Below are 13,809 nucleotides of genomic sequence, written 5' to 3' on the forward strand. Positions count from 1 at the left end.
GATTCTAAGGTAGGTGACACTCCTGCGCAACCAGACCGCCGACTTTCGGACGGTCAGCAACTGTCGGCTACCAGGAAGAGTGGCAGTTCATGGCAGCCCACGATCACTCCGGAGGCTGCGGCGACCGTTCGCTGTTCGCAGTCGGGAGGACACGGACGGCCCCCGACTGCCCGAAGAGCCAGCTGGATTGGCACTCCCGCAATGCGTCGGAGACCGACGTCCCGGCGGTGCTACTCCCCTTCGTCATACATGCCTTCCCGGCCCGATCGGGTGTGTCCACGCACAACACATTGTTGGAGGTCCCACACAGTCGGCGCATGTGAGCGCGGCGGCGTGGCGGGAGTGACATTACCTAACCGCCGACGCCGTCACCCGCACGGCCATCTCGTCCACGTTCGGCATGTGCCGCTTCACCGAGCTCTCTGCCTCCGCGGACAGGCGGTCGGCATCGGCAAGGCTCGTCGCCGAGGTGCGGACGAGCGCGTCGCCGTGGAGGCGGTGCCCGACCCAGCGCATTCGTACCCGTTCCACCGACTCGACCTCGGCCAGATGCTCCAGAGCGCGCTCGGCGCGTTCGACGAGTTCCGGCTCGACGCCGTCCATCAACCGTCGGCCGACCGAGCGCACGGTGCCCACCAGCAGCACCGCGATCATGGCCGAGATGAGCAGGCCCACGATCGGGTCGGCCAGCGGGAAGCCCAAGAGGACGCCGATGCCACCGGCGACGACGGCAAGTGAGGTGAACCCGTCGGTGCGGGCGTGGATGCCGTCGGCGACCAGGGCGGCCGAGCCGATCTTCCTGCCCACGCGGATGCGGTAGACCGCGACCGCCTCGTTACCGAGGAAGCCGATGATGCCGGCGGCGATCACCCAGCCGATGTTCTCCATCGGGCGAGGGTTGAGCATGCGGTCGATCGCCTCCCACGCGGCGATGACCGCGGACAGGGCGATCATCAGGACGATGAACAGCCCGGCGAGGTCCTCGGCCCGGTTGAAACCATAGGTGTACTTCCGCGTCGCGACCCGACGAGACAGCACGAACGCGATCCACAGCGGCACCGCGGTCAAGGCGTCGGAGAGGTTGTGGATCGTATCGGCCAGAAGCGCTACCGATCCGGAGAACGAGACGACGACGGCCTGCAGCACGGTCGTGGCAAGCATGAGCACCAGGCTGATCTTCAGCGCGCGGATTCCCTCGGAGTGGGCTTCCATCGCGTCGTCGATCGAGTCGGCGGCGTCGTGGGAGTGCGGCACGAAGATCCCGTATAGGAATCCCTTGAACCCCGTCGGGTGGGAGTGACCGTGCTCGCCGTGGTCATGGGAGTGGCCGTCTCCGTGGGAATGGCCGTGGTTCCGGCTGTGATCATGGTCCGCGTGATCGTGCGCGGACGATCCGCTCTCCTGCTCGTGGTCAGCGTGCGGATGGGCGTGGTTGTGTTCGGTCATGCTTCTGCTCGTTCGTCGTGGTGATGGGCCGGGATCTGCCCGTTGGCGACGGAGTGCTCGGCCTGGAAGATCGCATCTGATACCAGCTGGGAGGCGTGTTCGTTCTCGAGCCGATAGAACACCCGCTGCCCCTCCCGCCGGGTCGACACGATCCGGGCCATCCGCAGCTTCGCCAGGTGCTGCGACACCGCGGCTGGCGACTTGCCCACGCTCTCGGCGAGATGGTTCACCGACAGCTCGTCGCTGCGGCGCAGCGCAAGGACGATCCGGACCCGGGTCGGGTCGGCGAGGAGCCCGAACACCTCAACGGCAAGTTCCACGTATTGGTTGTCGGGGCCGATCCTGCACATCTGCTTATCTGCGTCCATACGCAGATTATTGCATACTCGAACGTAAGTCCGCATCGATGAGTGCTGCACGAGACGCCGCCGGACGCCCCGCGTTCAGCTCGAGAGGGTGACGAGGTGCCCTGGCTATCGATCCGGCGAGTCAGACGCGATCGTTGGCGGCGAAAGCGGAGCGCAGTGTGACGACGATGACGCGGGCCGCGTCATCTCTGTCGAGCCGGCCGGCCGTGACTTCTTCGGCTGCGGCGTTCATGGTCAGGTGGGTGACCGCGAGGAGCCAGTCGACAGGCAGGTCCGCACGGAAGACGCCCTCGCGCTGACCGCGCTCGAGAAGCCCCCGCATCCGAGCTTCGGCCTTCTCGTGCATCTCGCGGATGCGGGCCGGCTGCAGCTCGCGCTGAGCCACCACGAGCACGGCGCGGATGCGCTCCAGGAGCATCCAGCTCGAGGTGATCAGGGCCTCGAATGCCTCACCCGGATCGCCGTCGAGAGGCACGTCGGCCAGGACTGCTTCAGCCCCCTCGAGGCTGTCGGCCAGCGTTGCGTCGATGAGCTCGGCACGCGTCTTGAAATGCCCATAGAGGGTCATCCGACCGACGCCCGCCTCGGCGGCGATGTCGGCGACGGAGGCATCGGGGTCCTTCCGGAGCGCGTCCGGAGTCGCAGCGAGGATCTTCGCCCGGTTGCGCTGGGCGTCGGCTCGCTTGTTGACCGTCTTTCCTTGCCGCACCGGCCTCTGCTCACCGGTGCCGGCCGTGCCCTTGCCGTTCGGCATGCCCACCTCTAACTCGTACGGGAATATACGAGCTAGTATAGCGGTTAGAAGTCGTACACCGATGCTTGACTTCGGCTGAGGGCCTCCCGGCCCGTGACAACCCTGTCGAGAACGAAAGGATCAATGCAGCCATGAGAACGACGAGGCAAGACAAGGAGGTGCGCCATGTCTGAGACGAATGCACCTGCACCCCGGACCGGGGCGAAGCAATGGTGGGGGCTCGCGGTCCTCGTGATTCCGTCGACCCTGCTGTTCATGATGCTGACGATTCTGTTCCTGGCGGCCCCGAACATGGCCGCCGACCTGAATCCGACGAGCGCACAGCTGCTGTGGATCCTCGACATCTACGGGTTCGTCATGGCTGGATTCTTGGTCGCGATGGGCGTCCTCGGCGACCGGATCGGCAAGCGGCTGCTCATGGTGAACGGCGCGGTCCTGTTCGGGATCGTGTCCATCGCTGCGGCGTTGACGACCAGTCCCGAGCTGATGATCGCCTGGCGCGCCGTCCTCGGAGTGGGAGGAGCCATGATGCTCCCGTCCACGCTGGGACTGATCTTCGTGCTCTTCGCCGACCCGAAGGCGCGAGGCGTCGCGATCGGCGTGTGGGCCGGCGGGATCTCCGCCGGCGTCGCTCTCGGCCCGCTGCTGTCCGGACTGCTGCTGGAAGTCTTCGGCTGGCAGGCGACGTTCCTGGTCGCGGTGCCCGTGATGGCGTTGGTGGCCATCGGCGCGCCGTTGCTGCTGCCGGAGCACAAGGATCCGACCGCGAAGATCGATCTGCTCAGCGCACTGCTCCTGGTCGCTTCGCTGCTGGCCATCATCTACGGCGTCAAGCGCTTCGCCACCCAGGAGCCGGCCGGTCCGTCGATCGGCCTGCTGATCGCCGGAGCACTGGTCGGGTTGTGGTTCGTGATCCGGCAGTTGCGCGCGACCCAGCCCCTGCTTGACGTGCGGCTGTTCGCCAACCGCACCGTCAGCGGAGCACTTGCGGTGTTCCTCCTATCGGCCGCGGCGCTGGGTGGGGTGTACTCGCTGTTCACCCAGTACCTGCAGCAGGTCCAGGGGCTCTCGCCCATGCAGGCCGGGCTGTCAATCCTGCCCGCCGCGGCAGTGCTCATCGTCGTCTCGACCCTCTCGCCGATGCTCGCCCGAAGGTTCCGGCCGGGTAACGTGATCGCCGTCGGACTACTCACCCAGGTCGTCGGCTACATCCTGTTCACCCAGCTCGATGCCGGCACCGGCCTCGCGCTGGTGATCGCGAGCTTCGTCGTCACCTACCCCGGGGTCGCGCCGTCCATGGCGCTGACCACGGACCTGGTCGTGAGCTCGGTCCCACCGGAGAAGGCCGGCGGTGCCTCCGGGCTCGCGACGACCGTCAATGACCTCGGGATCTCCCTCGGTGTCGCGGTTATCGGCAGCATCGGGATCGCTGCCTACCGCAGTCAGATCGCCGGCTCCCTGCCCGATGGGCTGCCACCGGAGGCCGCGGCCGCGGCTGAGACCGGAATCGACGGGGCCATCGACGCCGCCGGGCAGCTGCCGGGTGACATCGGAGAGGCACTGACGACCGCGGCCCAACAGGCCTTCGCCAGCGGACTGAACGCCGCCGGGATCACCTCCGCCGTCATCGCTGCCGTCGCCGCGATCATCGCCGCCGTCGGCCTGCGCCATATCCGCCCCACCGGGCAGGCCCACGACGACGCCGAGAAGGAACCCGCTCAGGAGTCGTGACGCATCCTCGACCCTTCGTGTCCGGCGGACGGATGAGTCCGCCGGACACGAACGCCGACACCCGCCATAGGTACACCGAGAAGACGGCAGAACCGCCCCGCGACGAGGCCGCCGAACCACGCCGAAGGAGACACGATGACCACGCTCAGAACCACCATCGACACTGTCCGACACTCACCGACGGCGCGGCGCGTGCTGCACTGCCTGCTCCGATGCGCCGCGTCGGGGGCATTGGATCGTTTCTCCCGAACGACGCATACGTCTTGTCCGCGCAACTGAGTCGCAGGCCGCGCACCCGAAGAGGTTCGCGGCCCCGATGCTTCAGTTGACCTGGTAGGCGATCGTCGTCATCATCCCGGCTTCCCCGTGGTAGACATTGTGGCAGTGCGAGAGCCACCGTCCGGGATTGTCGGCATCGAACTCGACCCGCAACGTTGTGCCGGGAACAACGATCGAGGTGTCCTTGCGCGGCCCTCCCCCTGGATGCTGGTAGGTGTGTCCGTGCAGATGCATCGGATGCCACATCTCAGTCGAGTTCTTGAACTCGAGGGCGACCCGCTCCCCTTCGACGATGCCGAGGGCGTCGCGCATCGGCTTGTCCATGTTCATCCGCTTGCCATTGATCGCCCAGTCGTATTTCTCCATGCCACCGGTCAGCTCGAGTGAGAGAGTGCGGTCGACGGCGCGCTTCGGCAGAGCGACTGAACTGGTTGCTTTGAGGCTGTCCGCGGTGGCGGGGGTCTTCTGCTGGGGCAGCTTCACGTCCTTCGCGGGCGCGCTTCCCAACCCAGTGCGCAGAACAGCATGGGCCTGGTTCTGCTTCCCTAGGGCTTCGGCGATGACTGCGAATGCGCCGTCGCCGGCGGTGATGATCGCGTCGTAGCGCTCCCCCATTCCAAGAACGAGGCTCTCTGCCTTGAGGGGTTTGACGGGGAATCCGTCGGAGTGCGTGATCGTCATCTCGTGCTCGGTGACGCCAAAGCGGAAAGCGGTGTCGCCGCCAGCATTGATGATCCTCAGCCTGATCCGCTCTCCGGGCTTGGCGGCAAAGGTTTGCGGGTCATTGGCGGGCTTGCCGTTGATCAGGTAGAGGGGGTAGTAGACGTCGCCTGCGTCGCCGCCGAGCAGAGGCGAGGTCGCGCCCATGAGGGTGTTGCCCATTCGCATCGGGCCCATCTCCATGTCACCGTGTCCCCCACTATCGTGGTCCATCATTCCCTGGCCGAGCTGCTTCATCACCTCGTCCGGCGTCGCGGTGACGCCGTCGAGCCAGTCATCAAGGACGATGACCCATTCCTTCTCGTAGTCGCCCTTCTCGTTCGGGTCATCGATGATCAGCGGCGCATACAGGCCACGGTCTTGTTGCGTGCCGACGTGGGGATGGAACCAGAACGTGCCTGATGCGGGCAGTGTGAACTCGTAATCAAACGACCCGCCGGGCTTCACGGCATCCTGGGTGAGGCTCGGCACTCCGTCCATGTCGTTGCGCAGCGCCAGTCCGTGCCAGTGGACGCTGGTCGGGTCAGGGAGATCGTTGGTGAAGGCGACTTTCAGGGTGTCGCCGACGTTGCCGCGCAGCGGCTGGGCCGCCGAGGCTCCCCGGTAGGCCCAGGTCTTCGCGGTCTTCCCGCCGAGGTCGAGGGTGACCGGTTCGGCGGTCAGCGCGCGCTGCACGACGGTACCGGTGCTGCGTCGCTTCGCCTCCGCGGCGGTGACCGCAGCGCTGGTGGGCCTCACGAACGAGGTTGTCTTGGTGGTAGTGGTGCTGCATCCGGCGAGGCCGGCGGCGGTCAGCGTCAGTGCGCTGACGGACAGGAATTGCCTGCGGTTCAGGGTGGAGTGCATGGGTGATGTCCTTCTGTGTCGATGGTGAACGGGGCCACGAGATCGCGCCTGCGCGCTCGACGATCATGGGTGGTCGGAGGCGCAGGGCTGCTTGGCCTCGGAAGAAGGGCCAGCGTTTTTGGACACGGTGTCGTGGCAGGCACGGCAGGGTCGTGAACCCGCCGAGATTGCCGGCTGAGGAGCGCCGCATCGGCGCTCCTCAATGCTCACGTTCGGTAGATCGACAGCTCCAGATGCGTCAGCGCGAACCGGCGAGGCGTCTCGGACGGCGGCGTCGGCATGGGCGCAGAGACGGGTGTGGGCACAGCCGCGACGGACGGAACGGGGAGGGCCGGAATGCTCTCGGCCGTAGGCGCGGAGACGCAAGTCGAGTCGCCGTTGTTCATGGCGTCTGCGCAGCCGCCGGAGCCGTGCACCGGGCCCTGTACTCCGGACGCGCTCGACATGGAGGCGGTAGACGTCATGCCCGTCATGCCGGGCGACTGCGAGGACACGTGAACCGGCGACGCCGTTGAAGCCGTCGCCGCTGCCGGGCCGCCGACCAGCGCGTGCATGCCGAGAAGACCCGTGATCAGCAGCGCCGTAAGAACGACCAGCTGCAGCCAGTGCCGGCTGCGGCAGGTTTCATAGGTCGCGGTCTCCACACCCAAAGCATACCCCGGAGGCGTATCCGCTCGACGCGGCGGGACCATTCACCGGCGAGTCCGGCCCGCCTTGCAGGAATACCCTCATGGGGTATACGGTTGCACTCACGCAGGTACCCACCGGGGGTAACTAGATTGAGGAGGCTATCCGATGGCTGCGAACGAATACCAGGTGACGGGCATGACCTGCGGGCACTGCGAGATGTCGGTCCGCGAGGAGGTCAGCGAGATCTTCGGCGTCACCGACATCCAGGTCAGCGCACAGACCGGCAAGCTCGTCGTCTCCGCCTCCGACGAGGTCGACGACGCGAAGGTTCTGGCCGCTGTCGAGGAAGCCGGCTACACGGCGGTCCGGGTCTGATGAAGGCACCAGTCAGGCTCGCGGCCTACGGCGCTGGGCTGGTGGTGGCGTTCGGCGCAGCCTTCGGGCTCGCCGGCGTCGCCGTCCCCGACAGCGTCGTGACCGCGTGGGCCAAGAGCAGCGAGTCGAACGCCCACGGCGAGGGTCACAGCGGAACGGAGGAGCAAAACAAGGAGCACGCGATGAACGGCGTCTCGGCCAGCGCTGCCGGCTACGGCCTCTCCCCCGTCACGGCCCCCTCGGGCACCGATGATGCCGGCACGCTGAGCTTCCGGATCCTCGATGAGGACGGGCAGCCGGTGACGGAGTACACGACGACCCATGAGAAGGATCTGCACCTGATCGTGGTGCGCACCGACGGGACGCAGTTCCGCCACGTGCACCCGGACTTGGACGAGGCCACCGGCACCTGGTCGGTGTCATCGTGGAGCTGGGACGAGGCGGGAACCTACCGCGTCTACGCCGACTTCACAGCCGGGCAGGACGCCGAGGGGGTCACGCTCACCCGCGCTGTCGAGGTCGCCGGCGACTACGCCCCGGTCGAAGCGACTGTCTCGCGCACCGTCGAGGTCGACGGGTACACCGTCACCCTCGATGGTGACCTCGCCGCCGGAAGCACGGGCGACCTGACGGCCACCGTGGAGCGCAACGGCAAGCCGGTCACCGCGCTCGACCCCTACCTCGGCGCGTATGGCCACCTGGTCGCGCTGCGAGAGGGCGATCTGGCCTACCTGCACGTTCACCCCGCCGGCGAAGAGCCCCAAGCGGGGTCGACCGGAGGACCAGACGTCGGCTTCGCCGCCGAGGTCCCCACCGCCGGCCGGTACCTGCTGTACCTGGACTTCCAGGTCGACGGGCAGGTCCGCACCGCACAGTTCGTGGTCGACGCCGGGCACGGCGACGGCACCCAGGCAGACGATGAATCGCATTCGGGCGGCCACTGACCCCCTAAAGGGCCAGTCCGTCGACGAAAGAAGCAACAGGAAAGGACTTGCAGTGAGCACCCAAGCTGCAGCGAACACCGAAGCGCCCCCGGTCGCGGACGCCGGCATCGAACTCGAGATCGGCGGGATGACCTGCGCCTCCTGCGCGAACCGGATCGAGAAGAAGCTCAACAAGCTCGACGGCGTCTCCGCCACGGTCAACTACGCCACCGAGAAGGCCAAGGTCACCGTGCCCGCCGGCTACGACCCCGCCCTGCTGGTCGCCGAGGTGGAGAAGACCGGGTACACCGCCGCCATGCCCAAGCCCAAGGACGCGACGTCGTCGGGCCCGACCGGCGACGACGGCGAAGCTCCCGACTCCGAACTGACATCGCTCAAGCACCGCCTCATCGGCGCGATCGTGCTCACCGTCCCGGTGATCGCCATGGCCATGGTTCCCGCGCTCCAGTTCACCTACTGGCAGTGGGCCTCTCTGGCCCTGGCCGCACCGGTGATCGTGTGGGCGGCCTGGCCGTTCCACAAGGCGGCCTGGACCAACCTCAAGCACGGCACGGCGACGATGGACACCCTCATCTCCATGGGCACGACCGCGGCGTTCCTGTGGTCGCTCTACGCCCTGTTCCTCGGCACCGCCGGCACCCCGGGGATGACACATCCCTTCGAATTCACCATCGCTCCATCCGACGGCGCGGGCAACATCTACCTCGAGGCCGCCGCCGGGGTGACGATGTTCATCCTCGCCGGCCGCTACTTCGAGAAGCGCTCCAAGCGCCAGGCCGGTGCCGCACTGCGCGCCCTGCTCGAGCTCGGCGCGAAGGAAGTCTCGGTGCTGCGCGATGGGGCCGAGGTGAAGATCCCGACCTCCGAGCTGGCCGTCGGCGACGAGTTCGTCGTCCGCCCCGGTGAGAAGATCGCCACCGACGGCACGGTCGTATCCGGGACGTCGGCCGTGGACGCCTCTATGCTCACCGGAGAGTCCGTGCCGGTCGAGGTCGTCGCTGGCGACCCGGTCACGGGCGCGACCGTCAACGCCGGCGGCCGCCTGGTCATCCGCGCCACCCGCGTCGGATCGGACACCCAGCTGGCGCAGATGGCCAAACTCGTCGAGGACGCCCAGACCGGCAAGGCCGCGGTCCAGCGCCTGGCCGACCGGATCTCCGGCGTGTTCGTCCCGATCGTCATCGCCATCTCGGTCATCGCCCTCGGCGCATGGCTCGGTGCCGGATTCCCCGTCTCCGCCGCCTTCACCGCAGCGGTCGCGGTCCTCGTCATCGCCTGCCCCTGCGCCCTCGGCCTGGCCACTCCGACCGCACTGCTGGTCGGCACCGGTCGCGGCGCGCAGATGGGCGTGCTCATCAAGGGCCCCGAGGTCCTCGAATCCACCCGCAAGGTGGACACCGTCGTCCTCGACAAGACCGGCACCGTTACCACCGGCAAGATGACGCTGGTCGATGTCATCGTCGAGCCGGGCACCGATCGCGCCGAGCTGCTGCGCCTGGCAGGCGCGTTGGAGGATGCCTCCGAGCACCCGATCGCCCAGGCCATCGCCAAGGGAGCAGTCCAGGAGGTCGGGCCGCTGCCCACGCCGGAGGACTTCGCGAACATCGAGGGCAAGGGCGTCCAGGGAGTCGTCGACGGCCGCGGCGTGCTCGTCGGCCGGGAGTCCCTGCTGGCCGACTGGTCCCAGCGCCTTTCCCACGACGTCGCCGCCGCCAAGGCCGCTGCCGAGGACGAGGGCAAGACCGTCGTCGCCGTCGGCTGGGACGGACAGGCCCGCGGGATCCTCGTTGTCGCCGACGCCGTCAAGCCCACCAGTGCCGAGGCGATCCGGGGCCTGAAGGACCTGGGCCTCACCCCGGTCCTGCTCACTGGCGACAACAAGGCCGTGGCTGAGCGGATCGCCGCCGAGGTCGGAATCGACCAGGTCATCGCCGAGGTCCTGCCCAAGGACAAGGTCGACGTCGTCACCGGACTCCAGGACGAGGGCCAGGTCGTCGCGATGGTCGGCGACGGAGTCAACGACGCCCCGGCGCTGGCCCAGGCCGACCTGGGCCTGGCGATGGGCACCGGCACCGACGTCGCCATCGAGGCCTCCGACATCACCCTCGTGCGCGGGGATCTGAGGGCCGCGGTCGACGCGATCCGGCTCTCCCGCAGGACCTTAGGCACGATCAAGTCGAATTTGTTCTGGGCGTTTGCCTACAACGTCGCGGCGATCCCGGTCGCGGCGCTGGGCATGCTCAACCCCATGCTCGCAGGCGCGGCGATGGCGTTCTCCAGCGTCTTCGTCGTCGGCAACAGCCTCCGCCTGCGCGGGTTCCGCAGCGTCGCCAAGCAGTGACGCCGCAGAACCGACCAACATCCGAACACACGAAAGGCATCTACCGAGAATGAGCAACGAAGACCAGGTATCCACCAGCTGCTGCAGCACCTCCCCCGAAGCCGAGGTATCCGCCGCCGAGGAACCTGTCAGCGACGGTTCCAGCTGCTGCGGCACGACCGGCGCAGAGAACCCCGCCGCCGATTCCAGCCATCGCGAAAACCTTCTCGTCGATGGCAGCGACGACATGACCACCTGCCCCGTCATGGTCGGCAATCCGGTCAGCAAGCAGGACGCCGAAGAAAAGGGCCTCTTCCGTGACTACGACGGACAGCGCTACTGGCTCTGCTGCCCAGGCTGCGGACCGACCTTCGACTCCGATCCAGCCAAGTACGCCGCCAACATGGCCTGATCCTTCGACGACCCGGGGCTGCAGCATCACTGCTGCCGCCTCGGGTCGACTGGATCGTAACTGAGCGATTCCACGCCAGCCGATCGACATTTGACCTATACCCTATAGGGGTATAATGTTGGTCGAGCCAGAATGAATAGGAGACTTTATGCGTAAGCGCCTCATGACCACCGTCGCCGCAGGAGTGCTCGGCGGAGCACTCGTGCTCACCGGCTGCAGCACCGGAGGAGACCAGGACCAGGCGACGCCCTCGTCGACCAGCCAGCACGAGGGCCACGGAAGCAGTGGCAGCAGTTCTGACGGCGGCGGGATGGAGCATCCGATGGACGGCGGCCCCGCACCCGAAGGCATCGAGAAGGCTGCGTCCCCGAAGCACCCGGTCGGCACCGAGGTCACGCTCACCGCTGATCACATGGAGGGCATGGACGGCGCACCGGCCACCATCGCCGGGGCCTACGACACCTACACCTACGCGGTGAACTTCACGCCCACCACCGGCGGGGATCCGGTCAAGGATCACAAGTGGGTCGTGCAGGAAGAGATCAAGGACGCCGGAGACCAGCGACTGGCCGACGGCACCGAGGTCACTCTCGAGGCCGAACACATGGAGGGTATGAAGGGCGCGAAGGCGACCATCGCCTCCTCCACCGACGAGACCGTCTACATGGTCGACTACGAGTCCGACGGCATGACGATGACCAACCACAAGTGGGTCGTCGAGAGCGAGATCAAGCCGGCCTCCTGAGCCGGTCGCCGCGGGCCTATTCAAGGTCCGCGGCGAGACACGACCCGATCGAAGGGAAGACCGGGGAAGAACGAGGGGAAGCGAAGAGCAATGACGGACCCGACCACGCATCACCACGACCACGACGGCGGCGCGACCACCGATTCCGGCCACGTTAACGACTCGCACATCGAGCAACACGGCCACACCATGGAACACGGCGACCGTACCGGGCACGGCGATCACGGCAGTGGTCATGGTGGTCATGCGGGCCACGGCGACCACGTCGGCCAGTTCCGCAGGCTGTTCTGGATCAACCTCGCCATCGCCATCCCGGTGGTCGCGTTCTCCCCCATGTTCGCCATGCTCCTCGGGTACTCCGTGCCCGGCTGGGCAGGCTGGGTCGCCGCAGTCCTTGGCACCGTCATGTACGCCTGGGGCGGCACCCCGTTCCTCACCGGTGCCGTCAGCGAGTTGAAGAGCCGCCAGCCGGGGATGATGCTGCTCATCGCGCTCGGCATCACCGTCGCCTTCCTCGCCTCCTGGGCCGCCACGCTCGGCCTCGTCCACCACGAGCTCGAGTTCTGGTGGGAGCTGGCACTGTTGATCGTCATCATGCTGCTGGGCCACTGGATCGAGATGCGCTCCCTGGCCCAGACCACCTCGGCGCTGGACTCCCTGGCCGCACTGCTGCCCGACGAGGCCGAGCGCGTCGAGGGCGACGACGTCGTCAAGGTCGACCCCGCCGACCTGCGCGTCGGCGACGTCGTCATCGTCCGCCCCGGCGGCAGCGTCCCCGCCGACGGAACCATCGTCGACGGCCGCGCCGACATGGACGAGTCCATGATCACCGGCGAATCACGCCCCGTCGCCCGCGGCGAGGGCGATGCAGTCACCGCCGGCACCGTGGCCACCGACTCCGGCCTGCGCGTGGAGATCACCGCTACCGGCGACGACACGGCGCTGGCGGGCATCAACCGGCTCGTCGCCGAGGCGCAGGGCTCCTCCTCTCGCGCACAGCGCATCGCCGACCGCGCCGCCGCCCTGCTGTTCTGGTTCGCCCTCGGGGCGGCCCTGATCACCGCAGTCGTTTGGACTCTCGTCGGGCTCCCCGACGATGCGGTCATTCGCACCATCACCGTCCTCGTCATCGCCTGCCCCCACGCGCTGGGCCTGGCGATACCGCTGGTGGTCTCCATCGCCACCGAGCGCGCGGCCCGCGGCGGCGTCCTGGTCAAGGACCGCCTCGCACTGGAGTCCATGCGCCAGGTCGATGCGGTGCTCTTCGACAAGACCGGCACCCTGACCAAGGGCGAGCCCACCGTCACCGGCGTCGAACCGACCGCAGGCCTGGACTCCGACGAGGTGCTCGCCCTGGCCGCCGCGGCCGAGGCCGACAGCGAGCACCCGCTCGCCCGGGCCATCGTCACCGCCGCCAAGGAGAAGAGTCTCGCCCTCGAACCGGCCAGTGGGTTCTCCTCCTCCCCGGCAGTCGGCGTCACCGCGACCGTGGCCGACCAGGAGATTCGCGTCGGCGGTCCACGTCTGCTCGAGGAGACCGGGCAGGACGAGGTCGACACAGCCGACGCGTGGCGGGACGAGGGTGCGATCATCCTACACGTCCTCCGCGACGGGCAAGTGATCGGCGGCCTCAAGCTCGCCGACGAGGTCCGGCCCGAGTCCCGCGACGCCGTCGACGCCCTCCATGAGCTCGGCGTCGAGGTCGTCATGATCACCGGCGATGCCGAGGCCGTGGCGAACGAGGTTGGCCGGGAACTCGGCATCGATCGTGTCTTCGCCGGCGTCCGCCCCGAGGACAAGTCCGCCAAGGTCGCTGCGCTCCAGGACGAGGGCAAGAGGGTCGCGATGGTCGGCGACGGCGTCAACGACGCCCCTGCGCTGGCGCAGTCCGACGTCGGTATCGCCATCGGGGCAGGCACAGACGTCGCCATCGCCTCTGCCGGCGTCATCCTCGCCAGCTCCGACCCGCGCAGCGTCCTGTCGGTCATCCAGCTCTCCCGTGCCGCATACCGTAAAATGAAGCAGAACCTGTGGTGGGCTGCCGGATACAACCTGCTCTCTGTACCGCTCGCGGCGGGCGTGCTCGCACCTGTCGGGTTCGTCCTGCCGATGTCGGTCGGCGCGATCCTGATGTCGATCTCCACTGTCGTCGTCGCGCTCAATGCCCAGCTGCTACGTCGCATCGACCTCACCCCAGATGCCAGCACTCGCTCCGTCCTGGAGCGCCAGAAGTGAAGGA

Annotated in this window: 12 protein-coding genes; 7 read left to right on the plus strand and 5 right to left on the minus strand. The window is 67.6% G+C overall.

Annotation, left to right across the window (positions count from 1 at the left end; translation table 11 throughout):
* Window positions 1-348: 348 nt before the first annotated feature.
* From GUY23_RS09730 to GUY23_RS09740, 3 genes are all read right to left on the minus strand, one after another.
* Window positions 349-1,446 carry a cation diffusion facilitator family transporter gene (locus GUY23_RS09730; RefSeq protein ID WP_166971831.1) on the minus strand — a complete coding sequence of 366 codons (1,098 nt, stop codon included), beginning with the start codon at window positions 1,444-1,446 and terminating at the stop codon, window positions 349-351.
* Window positions 1,443-1,814 (minus strand): ArsR/SmtB family transcription factor, encoded by a 372-nt coding sequence (locus tag GUY23_RS09735; RefSeq protein WP_166971833.1) that lies wholly within the window; start codon window positions 1,812-1,814, stop codon window positions 1,443-1,445. The genes GUY23_RS09730 and GUY23_RS09735 overlap by 4 nt, the downstream gene beginning before the upstream one ends.
* A gap of 121 nt (window positions 1,815-1,935) precedes the next feature.
* Entirely contained in the window at window positions 1,936-2,568 is a 633-nt protein-coding gene (locus GUY23_RS09740; protein WP_166971835.1) for a TetR/AcrR family transcriptional regulator, read from the minus strand.
* Window positions 2,569-2,733: 165 nt separating this feature from the next.
* Between GUY23_RS09740 and GUY23_RS09745 the strand changes: the two genes are divergently transcribed.
* A complete protein-coding gene (locus tag GUY23_RS09745; RefSeq protein WP_166971837.1) occupies window positions 2,734-4,299 on the plus strand; it encodes an MFS transporter in 1,566 nt (521 codons plus the stop codon).
* Window positions 4,300-4,620: 321 nt separating this feature from the next.
* Here GUY23_RS09745 and GUY23_RS09750 read toward each other — a convergent pair whose 3' ends face one another.
* Window positions 4,621-6,144: a multicopper oxidase family protein gene (locus tag GUY23_RS09750; protein ID WP_166971839.1), complete on the minus strand. Its 1,524-nt coding sequence runs from the start codon at window positions 6,142-6,144 to the stop codon at window positions 4,621-4,623.
* Between the two features lie 206 nt (window positions 6,145-6,350).
* Entirely contained in the window at window positions 6,351-6,788 is a 438-nt protein-coding gene (locus GUY23_RS09755) for a DUF6153 family protein (protein ID WP_166971840.1), read from the minus strand.
* A 151-nt stretch (window positions 6,789-6,939) separates the two neighbouring features.
* On the opposite strand from GUY23_RS09755, the gene GUY23_RS09760 reads away from it, so the two are divergent.
* The 6 genes from GUY23_RS09760 to GUY23_RS09785 all read left to right on the plus strand — a co-directional run bounded on the left by GUY23_RS09760 (window position 6,940) and on the right by GUY23_RS09785 (window position 13,805).
* Entirely contained in the window at window positions 6,940-7,149 is a 210-nt protein-coding gene (locus GUY23_RS09760) for a heavy-metal-associated domain-containing protein (RefSeq protein ID WP_166971842.1), read from the plus strand.
* Window positions 7,149-8,093 carry a hypothetical protein gene (locus GUY23_RS09765; RefSeq protein WP_166971844.1) on the plus strand — a complete coding sequence of 315 codons (945 nt, stop codon included), beginning with the start codon at window positions 7,149-7,151 and terminating at the stop codon, window positions 8,091-8,093. The genes GUY23_RS09760 and GUY23_RS09765 overlap by 1 nt, the downstream gene beginning before the upstream one ends.
* 127 nt (window positions 8,094-8,220) lie before the next feature.
* Entirely contained in the window at window positions 8,221-10,434 is a 2,214-nt protein-coding gene (locus GUY23_RS09770) for a heavy metal translocating P-type ATPase (protein ID WP_166975927.1), read from the plus strand.
* Between the two features lie 49 nt (window positions 10,435-10,483).
* Entirely contained in the window at window positions 10,484-10,825 is a 342-nt protein-coding gene (locus GUY23_RS09775; protein WP_166971846.1) for a hypothetical protein, read from the plus strand.
* Window positions 10,826-10,973: 148 nt separating this feature from the next.
* A complete protein-coding gene (locus tag GUY23_RS09780; RefSeq protein WP_166971852.1) occupies window positions 10,974-11,570 on the plus strand; it encodes a YdhK family protein in 597 nt (198 codons plus the stop codon).
* A gap of 90 nt (window positions 11,571-11,660) precedes the next feature.
* The gene (locus GUY23_RS09785; RefSeq protein WP_166971854.1) at window positions 11,661-13,805 is read left to right on the plus strand and encodes a heavy metal translocating P-type ATPase; all 2,145 of its coding nucleotides are present in this window, start codon (window positions 11,661-11,663) and stop codon (window positions 13,803-13,805) included.
* The last annotated feature ends 4 nt before the right edge of the window (window positions 13,806-13,809 follow it).

The organism is Brevibacterium atlanticum (assembly GCF_011617245.1).
Taxonomy (GTDB): domain Bacteria; phylum Actinomycetota; class Actinomycetes; order Actinomycetales; family Brevibacteriaceae; genus Brevibacterium; species Brevibacterium atlanticum.